Source organism: Tessaracoccus defluvii (assembly GCF_014489575.1).
Lineage (GTDB): Bacteria > Actinomycetota > Actinomycetes > Propionibacteriales > Propionibacteriaceae > Arachnia > Arachnia defluvii.
Genome location: NZ_CP060789.1, coordinates 2,654,241 through 2,672,998, shown reverse-complemented (window position 1 = coordinate 2,672,998; position 18,758 = coordinate 2,654,241). Strand labels below are relative to the sequence as shown.

Sequence of the window (18,758 nt, the reverse complement as noted above, 5' to 3'; positions counted from 1 at the left end):
GCTCGCGTTTTGGCGCCGATCCGGTTGCTCGGCTAGTCTGGTCCGGCACTGGAGGTGTCGCCTAGTACGGTCTATGGCGCCCGCCTGCTAAGCGGGTTTGGGGCTTCAACCCCATCGCGGGTTCAAATCCCGCCACCTCCGCCAGTCGTGATCGAGCCCCTGGTCCCTGACCGGGGGCTCTTTCATGCGCGGACCAGTCGCTTAGCATGGCGGCATGCCTGCCATCGCCGACCTCGACCTGCTGCTCCGGTCGCTCAGCCCCGCCGTGCGCGACGGTGACTACGTCTTCGTCTGCACCGACCGCGACCTTCCCGCCGTGGCCCGGATCACGGAGTCCGAGGGCACGACGCTCGTGCTGCCTCGCGCCGTCGCCGACGCCGAGGGTCTCGCCTACGACGCCGTCTTCGGCTGGATCACCCTCGAGGTGCACTCGTCGCTCGAGGCCGTGGGGTTGACGGCGGCCGTGTCGACGACGCTGGCACAGGCCGGCATCAGCTGCAACATGCTGGCCGGCTACTTCCACGACCACCTGCTCGTGCCCGTCGACCGGCTCGACGACGCACTGTCCCTGCTCCGCCGCCTCGCCGGGTAGCAGCCTGGTCGGCCGTCGACGGCGACGACTCAGGCCCCGCCGCTCAGCTCCAGCGCCAGCAGCCACGACTTGCGCTCCATCCCGCCCGCATAGCCCGTCAGCTTGCCTCCCGCGCCGACGACCCTGTGGCACGGCACCACGATGCTGATCGGGTTGCGCCCGTTGGCGAGCCCCACGGCCCGCGACGCCCCCGGCCTGCCGAGCGCGGCGGCGAGTTCCCCGTACGAGCGGGTCTCGCCGTAGGGGATGTCGCGGAGCGCGGCCCACACGGCCTGCTGGAACGCCGTGCCGCGCGGGGCGAGTGGCAGGTCGAAGGCGGTCCGCTCCCCGGCGAAGTACTCGGTCAGCTGCGCGGTCGCGGCAGGGAGCGCGTCGTCGACCCGCTCTCCGAAGCTCTCCGGGTCCGGGGCCGGCCGGTGGCCGGTCATGTACAGGCCGACGAGGGCGCCGTCCTCGGCGACGACGGTGAGTTCCCCGATGGGGGAGTCGACGGTGGACCAGGTCATGATCTCTCCTCACAGCCCGGGACGCCCGGGATGGTGTTGACGGCGTGCGGGGTCAGGGCCCACAGGTGCTGGGTGGCGTAGGACCGCCAGGGGCGCCAGGCGGCGGATGTCGCGGCCAGGTCCGGCACGCCGAGGCGTTCCGCGGCCCGGACGAGGCCGAGGTCGGTGGCCGGGAACGCGTCGGGATCGCCGAGCCCCCGCATCGCGATCATCTCCACCGTCCACGGACCGATGCCTCGCATCGCCAGGAGCTTCGCGCGGGCCTCGTCGCGGTCGGCGCCGACGCCGAGGTCGAGGGTGCCGTCCGCCAGAGCCAGCGCCGTACGGCGGATCGTGTCGCGGCGCCCCGCCGGGAATGCGAACACGGCATCGGGGGCGTCGAGCACCCGCTCGGCGGTGGGGAACAGGTGAGTCAGCCCGGGGAGGGGCGTCTCGACAGGCTCCCCGACCGCGGCGACGAGGCGGGCGCCGTGCGTGCGGGCCGCCGCGGTCGAGACCTGCTGGCCGAGCAGGATGCGTAGCGCGATCTCGTCGCCGTCGACCCCGCGGGGGATGCGGCGGCCGGGATGGGCGGCCACCAGCGGGGCCAGGCGCGGGTCGTCGCCGAGGAACGAGTCGATCGCGACGGGATCAGCGTCCAGGTCGAGCAGCCGGCGGATCCGGGCCACCGCCGTCGGCAGCTGGCCCAGGTCGCTCAGCCCGAGGCGGGCGGAGACCCCTGCCGCGCCCGGGGCCAGCGACACGACGGCGAACCCGACGGGCAGCCGCAGCGTGCGGTGGTAGACGCCATCGCGGAAGACCTCGACGCCGTCGATCGCGGTGGCGATGAGGTGGCCGAACACGTTGCAGGGGCAGAAGGGACGGCGGACGGCCAGGTCCAGGTCGACGAACGTGAGCCCCGACCCGCCGGGGCGGCAGTGTCGCCCGGGACCGCGGCCACGCAGCTCGGTGGGGGTGGCGGCGTAGACCTCGCGCATCGTCGCGTTGAAGGAACGGACACTGCTGAAGCCTGCGGCGAAGGCGATGTCGGCGTGGGGCAGGGAGGTCGCCTCGAGCAGCGTGCGGGCGGTCTGGGCGCGGCGTGCCCGCGCCAGGGCGAGCGGGCCCGCGCCGGCGCCGTCGGCCAGCAGCCGCTGGAGCTGCCGGATCGAGTAGCCGAGCCTCGCGGCCAGGCCGGGGACCCCGTCGCGGTCGACGACGCCGTCGTCGATGAGGCGGACGGCGCGGGAGAGGGCGTCGCCGCGGACGTCCCAGTCGGGGGAGCCGGGGGTGGCGCCCGGCAGGCAGCGCTTGCAGGCCCGGAATCCCGCCTGCTGGGCGGCCGCGGCCGTCGGGAAGAACTGCACGTTGGCGGGGAGCGGGGTGCGGGCGGGGCAGGAGGGGCGGCAGTAGATGCCGGTGGTCAGCACCCCGGTGTAGAAGCGGCCGTCGAAGCGCGCATCCTTGGCCCGGATGGCCCGGAGGCAGGCGTCGCGGTCGGTGTACATGCCTCTAGCATGGCGCAGGGATGGCCGTCGATCTGGCAGGAATGCGACATTGCTGCGGCGGCCGAGCGGTGGGATTGTGCCCCCCTCCGCCCGGCCGCGGTCTGTGGTCAGGCCGACAGTGCCAGCACCGTCCGGTGTGAGTCCTCGAGCCGGTACGGCGCGTCGCCCTTCGGCGCCGCGATCCGCTGCGCGTCGGACTCCACCACCAGCCGCCGGCCTCCGCCGGAGATCAGCACGAGGCCCGTCGCGGCCAACGCCAGCAGTTCCTCGCCCTCACGCAGCAGGATCGGTGCCGTGTCGAGCACGGGGCGCGCCTCGTCTCCGCTCACGAACCGGCCGCTGCCCGTCATCGCCGTGCGGCCCGCGCGGATGCCGTCGAGGATCGCGTCGGGCGACAACTCCTCGGCCGCGACCCAGGTGGTCGGCAGGCCGGGGCGCAACGGCTTCGAGCGGTTGTGGAAGTCGCCGCCGCCGATGAGGACGACGTCGCGCCTCCACCGCTGGAACCAGGCCAGGCAGGAGGTCGCGATGGGCTCCTCGTACCAGGACGAGTGGTACAGCTCGACGCCACCCGGCTCCCTGTCCAGCCGGTGCAGCCAGGAGCAGTCTCCGGAGACGGGGTGGTTGATCGACATGAAGCCGCCGCGCTCCGCGACGGTGTCGACCCAGTCCTGCGCGGGGCGGCGGAAGTCGATGAATCCGATGTCTCCGTAGGCGTTGGAGTGGCCCGCATGCGTGGTGATCTCCTGCCCTGGCACCAGCGTGATCCCGTGCCGCTCACCCACTGCGGGCAGGTGGGCGTGGTGGCTGGTGGTGCAGTGGTCGGTCACGCACAGGAAGTCCAGGCCGGAGCGGACCCCCTCGTTGGCCAGCTCCCACAGGCTGAGCGCCCCGTCGGAGTGCAGCGAGTGCGAGTGGGGGTCGCCCGCGTACCAGCGCATCCCGGGCGGGGCCGGCAGGTCGCGGTCGCTGCCGCGGACGGCACGCGCCACCGGCGGCTCGACCGGCCCGTGATCGGGGCGGCCGAGGGCGGGCGTCTCGACGGTGACCGTCACCTCCGCGCCGCTGCCCGGCAGCGTGTGCAGGCCGACGATCACATGCCAGGTGCCGGCCACGACGTTGCCGGGCAGGTAGCCGGGGGTCGCGTCGTCCTCGGCGACGATGAACGTGCGGCGGGCGCCGCCCGACCAGCCGCGCCAGCCGTCCGGGCCCTCGCAGCCGAGGTCGACGACGGCCTCCGGGCCGCCGTCGACCTCCAGCCACACCTCGAACGACCCGGCGCCCTCCGGCACCTCGAACGGGATCCGCTGGTACCGGTCGGCCGACTGGTCCGCCAGAGTCACCCTCCTGGACACGCTGTGACGCATCAGAACTCCCTCCGTAGCGTGATGATCCGGCCCGCGCCCACTTCGAGTGACCACGGGTCGACCGGCCCGCCGACAGCTGCGCCGGTGAGGTCGGTGGGCACCCAGGTGCCCTCGGCCGCCACCCGCAGCGGCTGCGGCGTGTCGGCGTAGTTGACGAACCTCGCCTCGACCCCGCCGGGCACCCGCCGGAGCGACTCGAGCGCGACCCTCCCCTCCGTCCGCAGCGCCACACCGGGTACCGGAGGCTCTCCGCCGCGCCCCGGCGCCGTCACCGGCGTGAACCGGAACTGGTCGGCGTGCTGGACGATCCGCTCCCCGTCGAGGTCGATCGCGAACGCCAGGCGTGTGCGTCGCCCGAGGTACTGCGCCCCCGGGACCTCGAACTGGGAGCCGGCCGGCTCGTCGCGCAGCGGGTGCACGTTGACGCTCATCATCCCGACGCTGCGCAGCGCGGTGAGCGCGATCTGGTCGGGCCCGGCGCCGCCGTCGACGATCTCGTACTCGACGAGCTTGTCGAGCAGCACCCCGACGCCGCCGGCCGTGATCGACCGCGTCGCCGGGAAGGTGGGCAGCGGGAACTCGCCCCAGCCGCCCTCGGCGTCACGGCCGCGGGCGGTCGCCCCGTACTGGCCCACCGAGGTCGAGCCGGTCAGCCCCGATCCGAGGGTCGGGACGAGAACGCGGAGGCGGTGATCGCGGACGTGGTTGGTCAGCGTGACGTCGACGCGCACGAAGGGCTCGCCGGCACGCAGCTCCAGCAGGGTCTCGACCAGCTGCAGCGTCGTCTCGTCCGCGCGGCGGGATCTGTCGGTGGCATCGATCCCGACGGGTAGCCGGTAGCCGCGGCGGATCAGGATCCGGCCCCGCAGGGGGCCCTCCTCCACCGTCACGACCTCGACCGACTCGGCGGCCGTGACCGGGCCGTCCACCGGCCCGTAGTTGTAGGAGTCGCCCCGGTCGCCGTCGTCGACGATCCGGAGTGCGTCGCTGAGGGCCACGCCGCTGCGGAGATCCTCGACGGTGACGCCGCCGTCGGAGGCGACCTCGACCCGCACCAACCCGTTGTCGAGCGCGGTGCCCCGCGCCGCGACCGGATGCGACGGCGCCGCCGCGGCCCTGGCATCCAGCGCGACGGCCGACAACCCGTCCGCCTCACCGGCCACCAGGACCCGGCTGGTCGGCGGCACCTGCGTGACGACCCGGAACAGTCGCTCGCCCTCGGCCGACTTCCGCGTGAGGACGGCGACGAAGCCGGCAAGGTCGAAGTCGCCCGCCGTGTGGTCGGCGACGGTGAACACGAGCTCGTCGCCTTCCCAGGTCCAGGAACGGATGTGCTTGCCGAACAGCTCCTGGCCGTGGATCCTGCGCACGATCTTCGGCAGGTCCGAGGTGGAGACGGTCTCGTCGCCGATCACCGTGGGCAGGGACTTCAGCAACTGCACGTTCGCGGGCAGCCCGGCCCGATCGGCCTCGAGCACCAGCTCCGCCTGCACCGGCCGCCGGAAGGCGGACTGGTTGAACACGGCGACGGCCCCCTCCTGGGCGGCCGACCCGAGCGGGGCGAGCGCGATGTCGATCGCCCCCGCGGCGGTCTGCGCCGCGACCTTGAGTCGGGACTCGACCTCGTCCGCGGTGGAGTCGACCCCGCAGCCGGTGACCGAATCATGCGCGGTCGACTCGATGACCAGCCCCCAGCCCCGCTCGAAGAACGCCGTCCTGGACGGGCCGCCGACGAAGGCGTCGAGCCGCTCCCCGGTGGTCAGCGCCCGCTCGGCCGCGGCCATGGCGGCCTTCAGGTCGGTGCGGATGGAGAACACCCCCGGGAGCAGGTTGCCGCGGGCATGCGAGCGCAGCTCGCCGCGGACGACCGGCAGCGACGCGAGCGCCGCGGGGGAGTGGTCGCGGGCGGCGATCACGTCGGCGACGGTGCCGATCCGCAGCTCCACCTCCCCGTCGTAGGCACGCAGGATCTGCACGAGATCGGCGCGGGGCGCCATGTGGTCGGTGCCGAACCAGCCTGCGACGTCCTCGCCGCCGAACCAGCCGGCGTTCTCGCGGACGTACGCGTCGACGAGCTCCGGCAGCTTCTCCAGCGGTTCGAACAGCTTCAGGGCGCTGCCGTATCCGTCCCACAGGTACTCGACCCGCACCGCGGAGCCGTCCAGCCCCTCCCAGAGGAAGGCGTGCCGGTCGACGGCGGCGGGAACGCCCCGCCAGAGGGAGGCGTCCGCGATGCCGAAGCCGCGCAGGATCTGCGGGGTCTGCGCGGCGTGCCCGAACATGTCGGGCAGGTAGCCGACGCGCATCTCACCGCCGAGTCGGCGGGCCGAGGCGATGCCGTGTTCGAGGTTTCGCACGATCGTCTCGCCGTCGCAGCAGAACTCGTCCAGCAGGATCTGGAACGGGCCCAGCGCGAGTTGGCCGCGTGCCACGGCCGCGCGCACACGGTCCGTCTCCTCGGGGCGGATCTCGAGGTAGTCGTCGATCGCGGCCGACTGCCCGTCGAGCGTGAACCGGTAGCCCGGCTCACGCTCCAGCATGGTCAGCAGCGAGTCGAGCATGCTGACCAGCCGGGCGCGGAACACGTCGTGAGGCTCGTACCATTCGCGGTCCCAGTGGGTGTGCGGGACGATCCACATCGCCCGGGGGAGGGGATCGGTCACTGCTCCTCGCCGCCGATCCTGAGGCCCGACTCCTCGTCGAAGACCATCGTCTTGCTCACCGGGATCTGGAACCAGACGACCTGGCCCGGCTCCGGCAGCGGATCCTCGTCGACGACGGCCTGCAACCGGTCGTCGCCGGCGCGGGCGGTGAGCAGCGCGGAGGCACCCAGATTCTCGATGGTCGACACCTCGGCCTCGACGCCGTCGGGTACGGGGGTGGGGCTCCAGGTGATGTACTCCGGCCGCGCCCCGACGACGACCTTCTGGCCCTCGCTGAGAAGCGCGGCGGTCTCCGCCCGCACGGCGATGGTGGTGCCGAGGACGGCGATGCGGCCGCCGGTGACGATGCCGTCGAGCAGGTTCATGGGGTGGGACCCGATGAACGAGGCGACGAACGTGTTGGCCGGGGCGTGGAACACCTCGCGGGGCGTGCCGATCTGCTGGATCCTGCCCTCCTTCATGACGGCCATCCTGTCGGCGAGCGCGAGGGCCTCCGACTGGTCGTGGGTCACGAAGACCGAGGTGACGCCGAGTTCGCGCTGCAGTTCCTTCAGGAACGAGCGGGCCTCGAGCCGGAGCCGCGCGTCGAGGTTCGACAGTGGCTCGTCGAGGAGGAGCACCTTGGGGCGGGTCGCGATGGCGCGGGCCAGCGCGACACGCTGCTGCTGACCGCCGGACAGCTGACCGGGACGGCGTTCCAACAGATGTTCGAGCGACAGCCGGCCCGCCGTGTCCGCGGCGACCTTCTTCCGTTCCTCCTTGGCGACCTTCCGGATCCGCAGCGGGTAGGCGATGTTGTCCGACACATCCATGTGGGGGAAGAGGGCGTAGTCCTGGAACACCATGGCCACCCCCCGCTCCCCGGGCTCACGGTTGGTCATCTCCTCGTCGCCGATCCGCAGCGACCCCTCGGTGATGGTCTCGAGGCCGGCGATGGAGCGCAGCAGGGTGGTCTTGCCGCAGCCGGAGGGGCCGAGGAGGGCGAAGAACTCGCCCTCGGCGATCTCGATGTCGACGCCGTCGACGCCGCGGACCCCGTTCGGGTACTGCTTGACCAGGGCGGTGGTGGTGATGGTCGAGGTCATGACTTGATACCTCCGTAGAAGCGGAAACCGAACTTTCGGTTGACGAAGAAGTAGAGGAGGATCACGGGCAGCGCGAAGATCAGCGAGAACGCTGAGATGAGGCGCAGATCCGCCTGCCCGGATTCTGTGTAGAAGGTGTACATCATGACGGCGGCCGGCTGGCTCGTCGGGTCGCGCAGCAGCAGGAACGGCACCAGGAAGTTGCCCCACACCTGGACGACGGTCCAGATCGCGACGAACGCGATGCCGGGACGGGCGACGGGGACCACGACGTGGCTGAGGACCTGGTACGGCTTCGCGCCGTAGAGGCGGGCCGACTCCTCGTACGACTTCGGGACCGAGTCCATGAAGTCCTTCAGGATGAACACGACGGTCGGCAGCAGGCCTCCCGCGAGCACCAACATGACGCCGGTGTGGGTGTTGATGAGGTGGATCGCGTTCATCAGCTGGAACGTCGGCACCATGGCGGCGGTGCCCGTGACGATGGAGCTGAGCAGCAGCATGCCGTAGAGCAGTCCGTCGCGCCCGGGGATCTTGACCCGGGACAGGGCGTAGCTCGCGAGCGTGGCGAACAGCACCGTGATCACCATCGTCCCCAGCGCCAGGATCAGCGAGTTGCCGATCGAGCCGATGGCGTAGGGGTTGTCGAGGAGACGCTGGAAGTTGCTGAGCGTCCACTCGGGCCACTTGACCGCCATGGTCGGTGCCGCATCGAACGGTGCGACCACAAGCCAGGCCATGGGCAGCGCGAAGAACACGCCGATCAGCACGAGCAGGACGATGAAGAGGACGCGCCCGGTCACCTTGCGCAGCTGGCGCCCGAGGGTGGGGGTGGAGGTGCTCACTTCCTGCTCCTTCCGATGCGCATGTACATCAGGGCGATGGCCAGGTTGATCAGCAGCATGATCATCGAGATCGCGGCGCCGAAGCCGAGCTGACCTCCGGGGATGGCCGTCTGGTAGATGTAGACGGACAGGATCTCTGTCTTGCCGTTGGGGCCGCCGGCGGTCAGCAGGTACGGCGTGAACGTGTTGAAGGTCCACAGCGTGATCATCAGCGTGTTGGTGAGGACGTGGCCGCGGATGTTGGGCAGCACGACGTCACGCAACTGTTCCCAGCCGGACGCCCCGGCCATCCGCGCGCTCTCCAGCTGCGACGGCGGGACGGCCGACAACGCGGACGAGAACAGCTGCATCGAGAAGGCGGTGCCGATCCAGATGTTGAAGATGACGATGACGGTCATCGGGTGCTCGATGAGCCACGCCTTGCCGTCGGTGCCGAGAAGGGCGTTGAGGGTGCCGCCGCGGCGGTCGAGCAGCGCGATCCAGAGGAACGCGTGGACCGAACCGGGGATGACCCACGCCGCGAGCACGATCGACTCGAGCAGGGTGCGGGCCCAGCCTACGATGCGCCGGGTGGACCAGGCCAGCGTGAACCCGAGGAGGGTCTGGCCCAGCACACCGGAGAAGAAGACGAAGATCAGGGTGAGGCGCAGCGAGTTCCAGAAGCTCTTGTCACCGAGCGCCTGCGAGTAGTTGGCGAGCCCGACGAACTCGGTGTTGGCGGCGGCGAGGCCGGTCAACCGGTAGTTGGTCATCCCGAGATAGATCGTCCAGATGGCCGGGAAGAGGAGGAAGAGGGCGATGACGAGGAGGGCCGGGGTGACGAAGACGAGCGCCCGCTTCGTCCCCAGGCCCGCCACGTCCTCCGCCCGGCGCCGGGAACTCCTGGTTCCCGGCGCCGACGCGGTGGAGGTGGTCACGAGTGATCAGCTCGCGATCTTGTCTTCGCCGCCCACGATGCCCGGGAGGGCGTCGGCGAAGGCCTTGACAGCGTCGTCGACCGAGGACCCGGAGACGACGTCGAGGGTGGCCTGCTGCAGCTTCGCGGAGACCTCGGGGTACTCGGCGAGGCCGGGGCGGTAGGCGGTGATGGGCAGGACCTCGGTGTTGACGAAGGTGAGCATCTTGTCGGAGGCGAGCAGCTTGTCGTTGACGTCCTGGCGGGGCGAGATCGACAGGGTGCCGGCTGCGCGGGCCTCGAATGCCTCGGGCGAGTTCATGAACGCCAGCAGCTCCCAGGCGAGGTCAGGGTTGGCCGAGTTGGGGTTGAGCACGCGACCGGTGCCGCCCGACATCGAGACGAAGTCCTGGCCGTTGACGCCGGAGCCCGGCTTCATGGCGGGGATCTTGGCGTAGCCGACGATCGTGTCGCGGTCGGCCATCGGTGCGGTGCCGACGCCTTCGGCCGGGTTGATCACCGAACGCCAGAAGTAGTCGCCCTCGAGGAGGATGGCGATGTTGCCGGCGGCGAACTCCTGGAACGAGGTGTCGCGGCCGGAGGCCTCCTGCTGGAGGATCGGGTCGCCGAGGCCCTCGTCGATGTAGATCGTCTTGTACAGGCCGAGCACGTCACGCATGCCCTGCGTGTCGCCGTACCACTTGCCGTCGGCCCACAGCTTCTGACCGGTGCCCATCAGCATCGGGAGGTAGCCCTGCATGGTGGTGGCCTCACCCATGGCGGTGCCGGCGTTGAGCTGGATCGGGACGACGCCGTCGATCTTCTTCAGTGTGCGCGCGGTCTCCAGGATCTCGTCCCAGGAGGTGGGCTGCCAGTCGGTCGGGAGCCCTGCCTGCTGGAACAGGGTCTTGTTGTAGTAGATGACGCGACCGTCGGAGCCCTGCGGGATGCCGTAGCGCTCGCCCTCGAACGAGAGGGCCTGCTGGACCGCCTCGGTCATCTGGTCCCAGCCGTCCCAGCTGTCGGCGTCCTTCGCCACCTGGTTCAGCGGCTTGATGTAGCCGGCCTGGGCGAACTCGCCCGTCCAGATGCCGTCGATGCCGAGGATGTCGGCGCCCTTGCCGGAGCTGAGGTCGAGCGCGATCTTGGTCTTGTAGTCCTCGTCGTCGACGCCCTGTGGCTCGTACTTGACCTCGACCTCGACGCCCTTGGCCTTCTGGGCCGCGGTGAACTCGGGGATCACGAAGTTCGCGATCCAGTCCGCCTCGGCGGCGTTCTTGCCGCCGGAGATGGCGTTGGTCATGATCGAGAGGCTCACCTTGCCCGCGGGGGCGCTGGTGCTGGACTCTCCTCCGCCGGCCGTGGGGGAGGAGGAAGGGGTGGCGGACGGTGAACACGCGGACAGGGCGAGCGCCGCGGCGCCCACCAGGGCGACGGTCCTCGTCGCCTTTGCGATGAACTGCATCTCTTTCCTTTCGAGAGGGTGCTGGGTGCGGGTCGCCGTCACTGGCGGGGAGCCGCATCCCCACTGCCGGCCACGACGTCGAGGCCGGCGGAGATGGCACAGGCACCCCAGAGGGCCTGTGCGCTGGCCAGGTCTGTGCGGGCTTCCGCGAGGGATGAACCCCCGCAGTTTCCGCCGCTGGCGAGGGTGAGGAGTGCGCGGAGCTCACGCTCGAACGCCTCCTCCTGGGGCCAGGTGCGTGTACTGACCTGGCTGCTCAACTGGTCTCCTCCGTCGCACACCCGCAGGACGGTGGGTGCGTTGAGGATGTAGGGCGTCGCGAACTCGAGTTGGACGGTTCCCCTTTCGTGGTGGACGGTGACGGTTTCGCGGTATTCGGGGTAGTCGGAGATGAAATGCCAGCCCAGGTTCCAGGGAACGTCTGCCGTGGTGAGACCCACGCCGAACACCGAGCCGGGGAACTGGTCACCCTGCCTGCGGGCGTGGAGCACGCGGTCGAGGCCGAGCCCCAGGTGCCGGGTGAGGGCGATGTCGTGGATCACGGAGCCGAGGACGACGTTGGACCACAACCTGCGCAGCGTGTCGTCGTCGGCCCCCGTCGCCTCGCTGATCGAGCGGGCACCGCGGGCGGTCAGGGCCGCGAGCGTCGCAGGCTCCACGTCGTCAGCGGCCGGTTCGAGCCGCGCGAACCGGATCTGGGCGCCGTCGGCGGGGTGCAGCACCTCGACGCGCACCTCGCGGGGGACCACGTCAGCGAGGATCTCCCGGGCCGCGGCGACCGCGGGATCGTGTTCCTTCATGTAGCCGATGCGCAGCCAGTCGCGGGGATCGCGGCGGAGGTCGGCGAGGCCCTGCTCCAGCGCTTCGAGGTCCTGAGGGCTCCAGCCGAGGGGCTTCTCCACGAGCACCTTCACGCCGGCGCGGATGAGGGCGAGCGTCTCGTCGGTGTGGCCGCCCCCGGTGGCGACGATGGCGGCGTCGATCCGCACGGAGCCGTCCGCGAGGGCACAGAGCAGGGCCTCCAGACTGGTGAATCGTCCGCCCGCAGGGACGCCGTAGCGGTCGGCGAGGACGGCGAGCCGCGAAGCGGACAGTTCGACGACGGCGGCGAGGTCGACGTCGGCCCGGTTGCGCTGGATCAGCGGCAGGTGGACCGACTGGGCGATACCTCCCAGGCCGATGACGGCGATGCGGGGGCGCGTCATGCGAACCACCGCCGGATGGTGTCGCGGTTGGCCACCTGGTCCGCGATGGCGCGTTGCAGGTCCGCCTCGGACATGACGACGATGTCCTGCTCGACGACGAGCCAGCTGGAGAAGCCGCTGGCGAGGATGTCGGTGGCGATGCCGTCCAGATCCAGGTCACCTTCGCCGAGGGCCACGAAGACCCGCTTCTCCCACACGTCGCGCAGCGGGTTGTCGGAGCCCTTCGCCGCCTCGAGGATCCGCAGGTCGGCGTCCTTCAGGTGGAGGTGGTTGACGCGCGGCGCCCAGCGCGCGAAGTCGGTGGCCGGGTCGCCGCCGCCGAGCAGCAGGTGCCCCGTGTCGAAGGTGAGGTCCATCGTCGTGTCGCGCAGGAAGGCGTCGATCTCCGCGGGCGTCTCGATGTAGGTGACGGCGTGGTGGTGGAAGGTCGGCTCGAGGCCGAGGGAACGGACATGCGCCGCCACCTTCTCGAGCCGCGTCACGAAACGCTCCCAGGCCGCGCCGGTCAGTTGCAGTTCGGGGGCGCCGCCCGGGCACGCCTTGCGGGCCGCGTCGCCCGAGTCGGCGATGGTCGGGAGCGGGCCGGGGCCGTCCTGCGCCGCCGCGACGAGGGCGAAGTCGTCCAGCACAGGCAGCGACGCGTCGAAGGCCGCCGCGAACTCGGCGTCCGTGCCTGCGAATGGATAGTCGAGCCAGCCGCCAGCCAGGCCGAGGCCGTGTCGGTCTAGGGCGTCGACCAGGCTGTCGCCGGTGCCGAAGAGCCCGTGGGCGCCAAGGTCGATCCCCTCGTAGCCGGCGTCCCGGACGAGCCCGAGGAGGGCATCGCCGGTGGGCAGGGTGACCAGATCGGGCCTGGCAAGCCCGAATACTCCGTACGAGACGGGCGCGTTGGCGATCTTGATCATGGGTGGCTCTCCGGAAAGTCAGTACGCGGCGGTGCGTACCTTTATTCTGTAATGCAGAGAAAATGCCGTCAACGGGGTTTCCGAAACGATACCAAATCGTTATAAATGTCCGGACATTAGGTGTGGTCGCCGTCGGGCGTCGCGTCGCAGGGCCGTCAGCGGCGGCCGAGGCGCGGGGCGAAGCGCTCGTCGAGCACGAAGCAGGCGGCGCCGATCGCGCCGACGGCCGTGCCCATGACGGTGGGCAGAACCTGCACGGGGTGGGGGCCGCGGGCGGACGGGCGGGCGAGGGCGGCGACGGCGGGCGCCTCGTAGAAGGGCTGGAGGTGTTCCCAGTTCGGGCCGCCGTAGACGACGGTGTCGGCGTCGAAGACCTCCACCACCATGACCACCATCTCGGCGAGCCGCTCGCCCGCGGCCCGGAGGATCGCCGCGGCGCCAGCGTCGCCGTCCGTGGCGATCCGACACAGCTCGCGCAGCTGGGCCTCCTGCTGGTGGAGTTCCCACCGGCTCGGGGCCGTGGCCGGAAGGATCCCGCGTTCGTGGGCCTCCTGCACGAGGTGGAACGGGTCGTTGTCCATGCCGTGCTTGTCGTCGTCGCCGAGGGCCACCAGCATGCGGCCGATCTCGCCGGCATTGCCCCAGGCGCCGCGGATGGCCTCGCCCCGCATGGCCAGCCCGATGCCGGTGCCGATGCCGAGGTAGACGAACACCATGGTCGAGTCGAGCGCGTCGCCGCCGCGGACCCACACCTCGCCGGTGACGGCGGCGTGGGTGTCCTTGATCACCGGGACGGGCGTGCCGAGCCGGTGGGTGAGCGCCCCGCCGATGTTGACCCCCGTCCAGCTGGGTAGCCAGACGGTGTCGATCAGGGAGCCCGTGGCGTCGTCGAGCGGGCCGGGCACTGCGGCGCAGGCGCCGAGCAGGCGTTCCCGGTCGATGCCGGACCCTGCGACGAGGCCCTCGATCAACGTGGCCGCCTCGTCGAGCGAGCCGCTCGGGTCGTTCGGGTCGATGGAGACGCTGGTGTTCGCCGCGACGACCTGGCCGCGGAGGTCGAGCAGGGCGGCCGACATGATCGCCGGGTCGATGTGCAGACCGATCGCGTAGTTGGCGGAGGCGACGATGTCCACGATCACGCGGGGCCTGCCTCTGCCGACGGACTCGGTGCGCAACTCGGTCAGGTAGCCCTCCTGGCGGAGGTTGCGCACGATCGAGGACACGGCGGGAACCGACAGGCCGGTATGGGCGGCGATGTCGGTCTGGCTCGTCGGGCCCAGCGCGCGCAGCGCGTGGATGACGGCGTTCTCGTTGTACTGGCTGACGTGCGAGAGGCTCGCGCCGGATCGCATGGCACCCCCTGTCGGACTCCGGACCATGCTAACGCCGACCGAGACGCCCGCAGAGGCGGAGGCGGGAAGCCGGGTGAGGATCACGATTTGGTCACGGGCCATTGACACCCTGCCGCGCGACTGGCAGGCTTCGCTCATCCTTGGAAACGATTCCAAATGCTCGGGCGCCGAGCTTGGAAACGTTTCCAAATCTCGATGAGGAGAGGAGGGGACGGTGTCGTCTCGAGTCACGCTGCATGAGGTCGCCAAGCGCGCCGGGGTATCGCTCGGCTCGACCTCGCGGGCACTCCACGGCACGGGGGCAAGCCCCGACATGGTCGAACGTGTCCGCGCCGCCGCCGCCGAGCTCGGCTACCGCCCCAACGCGGCAGGCCGCCAGCTGCGGCTCCAGCGCACGCACCTCATCGAGTTCGCCGTCGCCGACATCGGCAACCCCGTCTACGTCGAGATGCTGAGCGCCATCCACGGCGTGCTCTCCCCGCACGGCTACCGCATCGTCGTCTCCAGCATCGGCGACGCGGCCGCGTCCGCCGCCCGCGTCCTCAGCTCGCTCGACGACGGCCACGTCGACGGCGTCATCATCAGCCCGCTGCGCGTCGACGCCCAGTTCATCGAGCTGCTCACCGCCACCCAGGTGCCCGTCGTCGCGATCGGCCGGTCGCTCCGCGCCCACGGCATCGAGACGGTCTCCACCGACTCGGCCAGCGGCATCGGGCTGGCCGTCACGCACCTGGTCGACGCGGGCTGCCGCAGCCTCGCGTTCCTCAACGGCCCCACCGACACCACCCCGGGCGAGCACCGGCAGCGCGGCTACGACACCGCCGTCGCTGCCCCCGGCTTCCAGGCCGCCAGCTTCGGCACCCAGGTGGCGGACGACTTCACCGTCGCTGCGGGCGTCGAGGCCGCCCACGCGCTGCTCGACCGGGCCGTGGCCGCGGGCGTCCGCCTCGACGCCGTCGTCGCAGCCAACGACCTGCTGGCCATCGGCGTCGTCCGTGCCGCCCGCGAGCGCGGGCTGAGCGTGCCGGACGACCTCGCCGTCACCGGCATGGACGACACCGAGATCGGCCGGATGGTGCAGCCGGCGCTCACGAGCGTCTCGCTGGGCACCACCCGACGAGGCCAGCTGGCCGCCGAACTGATGCTCGCCCGGCTCGGCGAATCCCCGGAGCCGCCCCAGTTGGCCACCGTCGGCCCGGAGCTGAAGGTGCGTGAATCCAGTGTGAGGAGTGAGCTATGACCACGGCGCAGGCCACCGCCCCGGTGCGCAGGCGGGCCTCCGGCTTGGAACGGACGAGGCGCAAGGAGGCCGCCCTCCTGGTGATGCCGTCGCTGATCCCGATCCTGGTGCTCAGCGTCGCGCCCCTGATCGTGGGCATCGCGCTCGCGTTCACCGACGCCAGGCTCGTGCGGAACCCCGAGTACACGTTCATCGGGATCGACAACTTCGTCGACCTGATGAGCAACACCATGTTCTGGGAGTCGTTCCGGATCGGCATGGTGTGGGCCGTCAGCGTGACGCTCCTGCAGCTCCTCGCCGCGCTCGGGCTGGCGCTCCTACTCAACGCGGACCTCCGCTTCCAGGGGCTGACCCGCGTCCTCGCGCTCATCCCGTGGGCCATGCCGCCGGTGGTCGTGGCCATCATGTGGCAGCTGATCTACTCGCCGAACGGCGGCCCGCTCAACGCGGTGCTCGGCGCCATGGGGCTGCCGTCGGAGACGAACTGGCTCGCCAACTTCTCGACGGCGCTGCCCGCGGTGATCCTGGTGGGCGTCTGGGTCGGCATGCCGCAGACGACCGTCACCCTGCTCGCGGGCCTGCAGCAGATCCCCGATGAGCTCAACGAGGCCGCCTCCGTCGACGGCGCGAACGCCTGGCAGCGCTTCCGATCGGTCACCTGGCCGAGCCTGCGCCCCATCGTCACGTCCATCACGTCGCTGAACTTCATCTGGAACTTCAACTCGTTCTCGCTGGTGTACGTGCTCACCGAGGGCGGCCCTGGCGGCAAGACGATGCTGCCGATGCTGTTCACCTACCTGGAGGCGTTCAAGAACCGCAACATCGGTTACGCCGCCGCCATGGGTGTGGTGCTGGTCGTCGTCGTGGTGGCACTGCTCGCCGTCTATCTGTGGTCGCAGTTCCGGCAGGACGCCGATCCGCGAGGGGAGAAGTGATGCGCGTCGTCGCCCGCACCGGCCAGTACGTGGCGCTGGCCGCCTACATCGTGTTCCTCGGCTTCCCGCTGCTGTGGCTGGTCTCGGCCAGCTTCAAGTCGTCGGCCGAGCTGAACTCGCTGGCCATCAGCCTGATCCCGCGCGACTTCACGTTCGCCAACTACCCGCTGGCGCTCGAGCGGCAGGGGCTGGTGTCGTCCGGCCTCAACTCGGCGGTCGTCGCGCTCGGCTCCACCGCGCTGGTGATCCTCATTGCGATGCCCGCCGCCTATGTGCTGGCCCGCCTGAAGGGGAAGATCCGCGCGGTCGGGATCGGCTGGATCCTGGTCAGCCAGGTGTTCCCGGTGATCCTCATCATCCTTCCGCTGTTCCTGATCCTGCGCACGCTGAACCTGACCGACTCCCTGCTCGGCCTGACCCTCGTGCACACCACCTACACCCTGCCGTTCGCTCTGTGGATGATGCAGGGCTACGTCATGGGCATCCCGGTCGACCTGGAGGAGGCCGGATCCGTCGACGGTGCCGGCCGACTCCAGGTGCTGGCCAGGATCGTGTTCCCGCTGCTCGTGCCGGGCGTCGTCGCCACGGCCATGTTCTCGTTCGTGTCCAGCTGGAACGAGTTCTTCTTCGCCCTCGTGCTGCTGCAGTCGCCCGAGAACTACACCCTGCCCATCACGCTGAAGATGTTCGTCGGCGGCGAGGGCAAGGTGGCGCTCGGCCCGCTGGCCGCCGGCTCCGTGCTGGCGGCGATCCCCAGCATCGTCTTCTTCTCGATCATGCAGCGCAAGCTCACCCGCGGCCTCATGGCCGGCGCGGTGAAGGGCTGATCCGTCATCCATCCCTACGAGACCCGCATCCACCCTCCCGAAAGGAACCCCATCATGAAGCGAAGTGGAGCCTCCATCGTCGCAGGCCTCACGGTGGCCGCCCTCGCCCTCACGGCGTGCGGCACCACCGACCCCATCGCGACCGGCAGCCCGACGGGCGGCCCGTCCGACGTCCCGTCGGCGACCACCCCCGCCGAGCCGGTGAACCTGACCTTCCAGTCGCTCTCCGATCAGCCGGCCGCCATCGAGGTGACCAAGCAGATCGTCGACAGCTGGAACAAGGACAACCCCAACATCCAGGTCGAGATCGTCCCCGCCGGCTGGGACGGCATCTACGACAAGCTGATCACCCAGTTCAACGGCGGCGCGGCGCCCGACATCATCCACTACGAGGCCGCCAGCATCGTCCCGTTCGCGCGGGACGGGTACCTGGCCGACCTCACCGAGCACATGTCCGCCGACCACAAGGCCGACATTCCCGAGGGCATCCTCAAGACCGTGACGGTCGACGACCAGATCGTCGGGTACCCGACCGAGCTGCAGGCCTACATGGTCTTCGCCAACACCAAGCTGCTGGCCGACGCCGGCGTCGAGATCCCGACCGGTGACACCATGACCTGGGATCAGCTGCGCGACATGGCCAAGAAGGCCACCGCCAACGGCGTCACCGGCCTCGGCTGGGGGCTGGCCAGCCCGACCGCCGCGATGATGGCGATGTCGCCGGGCTTCGGCGGCCAGTGGTTCGAGGGCACCGGCACCGACGCGACGATCACCGTCGGCGACGGCGAGCTGGCCCTGCCGAAGCTGGTCCACGACATGGCCTACACCGACAAGTCGCTGCTGCCCGTCACGCTGACCCTGTCGGGTGGCAAGACGCTGCCGTACTTCTACGACGGCCAGATCGCGATGACGATCCAGGGCTCCTTCCAGGCCGCGAACGTCGCCAACGACGCCCCCGACGGCATGGAGTGGACGGTCCTGCCACCGCTCGCGGGCCCCGCGGGCGCCGATCAGGCGGCCAACCCGCAGACCCTGTCGGTCAACGTCGACTCGGAGCACATCGCCGAGTCGGTCCAGTTCATCGAGTACTTCACCAGCACGGCGAACCTCGCCGCGATCAACAAGGCCGATGCCCTGATCCCCGCCACCACCTCCGCGCAGGAGGCGCTCGCCGCCGAGATGTCCGGCGAGATCGGCTGGGACAACATCCTCAAGTCCGGCCAGCACATGACCAGTGCGCCGTACCTGTTCGTCGACACCTACGCTCAGTGGAAGGACACCGTGGCCACCCGGCGTTCCAGAAGTTCCAGGCGAATGAGATCGACGCGGCCGGCCTGGCCGACGAGCTGAAGTCGGGCTGGGATCAGGTCAACCGCTGAGCCGGGGGCG

At 70.5% G+C, this 18,758-nt stretch carries 16 protein-coding genes and 1 tRNA gene; 6 read left to right on the top strand and 11 right to left on the bottom strand.

Annotation, left to right across the window (positions count from 1 at the left end; all coding sequences use genetic code 11):
* Nucleotides 1-50 precede the first annotated feature (50 nt).
* Both H9L22_RS12705 and H9L22_RS12700 read left to right on the top strand, forming a co-directional pair.
* Nucleotides 51-144: transfer RNA gene (locus H9L22_RS12705), tRNA-Ser, on the top strand.
* 70 nt (nt 145-214) lie between these two features.
* Nucleotides 215-592, top strand: coding sequence for an ACT domain-containing protein (locus H9L22_RS12700; RefSeq protein WP_187720248.1), 378 nt, complete (start codon nt 215-217; stop codon nt 590-592).
* A 29-nt stretch (nt 593-621) separates the two neighbouring features.
* Here H9L22_RS12700 and H9L22_RS12695 read toward each other — a convergent pair whose 3' ends face one another.
* The 11 genes from H9L22_RS12695 to H9L22_RS12645 form a co-directional block, all read right to left on the bottom strand.
* Nucleotides 622-1,098 carry a methylated-DNA--[protein]-cysteine S-methyltransferase gene (locus H9L22_RS12695; protein ID WP_187720247.1) on the bottom strand — a complete coding sequence of 159 codons (477 nt, stop codon included), beginning with the start codon at nt 1,096-1,098 and terminating at the stop codon, nt 622-624.
* Nucleotides 1,095-2,585, bottom strand: coding sequence for a DNA-3-methyladenine glycosylase 2 family protein (locus H9L22_RS12690; RefSeq protein ID WP_187720246.1), 1,491 nt, complete (start codon nt 2,583-2,585; stop codon nt 1,095-1,097). The genes H9L22_RS12695 and H9L22_RS12690 overlap by 4 nt, the downstream gene beginning before the upstream one ends.
* Nucleotides 2,586-2,692: 107 nt before the next feature.
* Nucleotides 2,693-3,952: a CehA/McbA family metallohydrolase gene (locus tag H9L22_RS12685; protein ID WP_187720245.1), complete on the bottom strand. Its 1,260-nt coding sequence runs from the start codon at nt 3,950-3,952 to the stop codon at nt 2,693-2,695.
* Nucleotides 3,952-6,615, bottom strand: a complete 2,664-nt coding sequence (locus H9L22_RS12680) for a glycoside hydrolase family 38 N-terminal domain-containing protein (protein WP_187720244.1) — start codon at nt 6,613-6,615, stop codon at nt 3,952-3,954. Before H9L22_RS12680 ends, H9L22_RS12685 begins: the two co-directional genes overlap by 1 nt.
* Entirely contained in the window at nt 6,612-7,700 is a 1,089-nt protein-coding gene (locus H9L22_RS12675; RefSeq protein WP_187720243.1) for an ABC transporter ATP-binding protein, read from the bottom strand. The genes H9L22_RS12680 and H9L22_RS12675 overlap by 4 nt, the downstream gene beginning before the upstream one ends.
* Nucleotides 7,697-8,545 carry a carbohydrate ABC transporter permease gene (locus tag H9L22_RS12670; RefSeq protein WP_226965845.1) on the bottom strand — a complete coding sequence of 283 codons (849 nt, stop codon included), beginning with the start codon at nt 8,543-8,545 and terminating at the stop codon, nt 7,697-7,699. The genes H9L22_RS12675 and H9L22_RS12670 overlap by 4 nt, the downstream gene beginning before the upstream one ends.
* Entirely contained in the window at nt 8,542-9,462 is a 921-nt protein-coding gene (locus H9L22_RS12665) for a carbohydrate ABC transporter permease (RefSeq protein ID WP_187720242.1), read from the bottom strand. The genes H9L22_RS12670 and H9L22_RS12665 overlap by 4 nt, the downstream gene beginning before the upstream one ends.
* 6 nt (nt 9,463-9,468) lie before the next feature.
* Nucleotides 9,469-10,905 (bottom strand): extracellular solute-binding protein, encoded by a 1,437-nt coding sequence (locus H9L22_RS12660; RefSeq protein ID WP_187720241.1) that lies wholly within the window; start codon nt 10,903-10,905, stop codon nt 9,469-9,471.
* A gap of 38 nt (nt 10,906-10,943) precedes the next feature.
* On the bottom strand, nt 10,944-12,110 hold the full coding sequence (locus tag H9L22_RS12655) for a Gfo/Idh/MocA family protein (RefSeq protein WP_226966316.1): 1,167 nt from the start codon (nt 12,108-12,110) through the stop codon (nt 10,944-10,946).
* Nucleotides 12,107-13,015 carry a sugar phosphate isomerase/epimerase family protein gene (locus tag H9L22_RS12650; protein WP_187720239.1) on the bottom strand — a complete coding sequence of 303 codons (909 nt, stop codon included), beginning with the start codon at nt 13,013-13,015 and terminating at the stop codon, nt 12,107-12,109. The genes H9L22_RS12655 and H9L22_RS12650 overlap by 4 nt, the downstream gene beginning before the upstream one ends.
* A gap of 155 nt (nt 13,016-13,170) precedes the next feature.
* Nucleotides 13,171-14,367: an ROK family transcriptional regulator gene (locus H9L22_RS12645; RefSeq protein ID WP_187720238.1), complete on the bottom strand. Its 1,197-nt coding sequence runs from the start codon at nt 14,365-14,367 to the stop codon at nt 13,171-13,173.
* A 214-nt stretch (nt 14,368-14,581) separates the two neighbouring features.
* On the opposite strand from H9L22_RS12645, the gene H9L22_RS12640 reads away from it, so the two are divergent.
* From H9L22_RS12640 to H9L22_RS12625, 4 genes are read left to right on the top strand one after another with little or no spacing between them, the layout of a single operon-like run.
* Nucleotides 14,582-15,607 carry a LacI family DNA-binding transcriptional regulator gene (locus H9L22_RS12640; protein ID WP_187720237.1) on the top strand — a complete coding sequence of 342 codons (1,026 nt, stop codon included), beginning with the start codon at nt 14,582-14,584 and terminating at the stop codon, nt 15,605-15,607.
* Nucleotides 15,604-16,542 (top strand): carbohydrate ABC transporter permease, encoded by a 939-nt coding sequence (locus H9L22_RS12635; RefSeq protein ID WP_187720236.1) that lies wholly within the window; start codon nt 15,604-15,606, stop codon nt 16,540-16,542. The genes H9L22_RS12640 and H9L22_RS12635 overlap by 4 nt, the downstream gene beginning before the upstream one ends.
* Nucleotides 16,542-17,369, top strand: coding sequence for a carbohydrate ABC transporter permease (locus H9L22_RS12630; protein ID WP_187720235.1), 828 nt, complete (start codon nt 16,542-16,544; stop codon nt 17,367-17,369). Before H9L22_RS12635 ends, H9L22_RS12630 begins: the two co-directional genes overlap by 1 nt.
* A gap of 54 nt (nt 17,370-17,423) precedes the next feature.
* Entirely contained in the window at nt 17,424-18,719 is a 1,296-nt protein-coding gene (locus tag H9L22_RS12625) for an ABC transporter substrate-binding protein (protein WP_226965844.1), read from the top strand.
* The last annotated feature ends 39 nt before the right edge of the window (nt 18,720-18,758 follow it).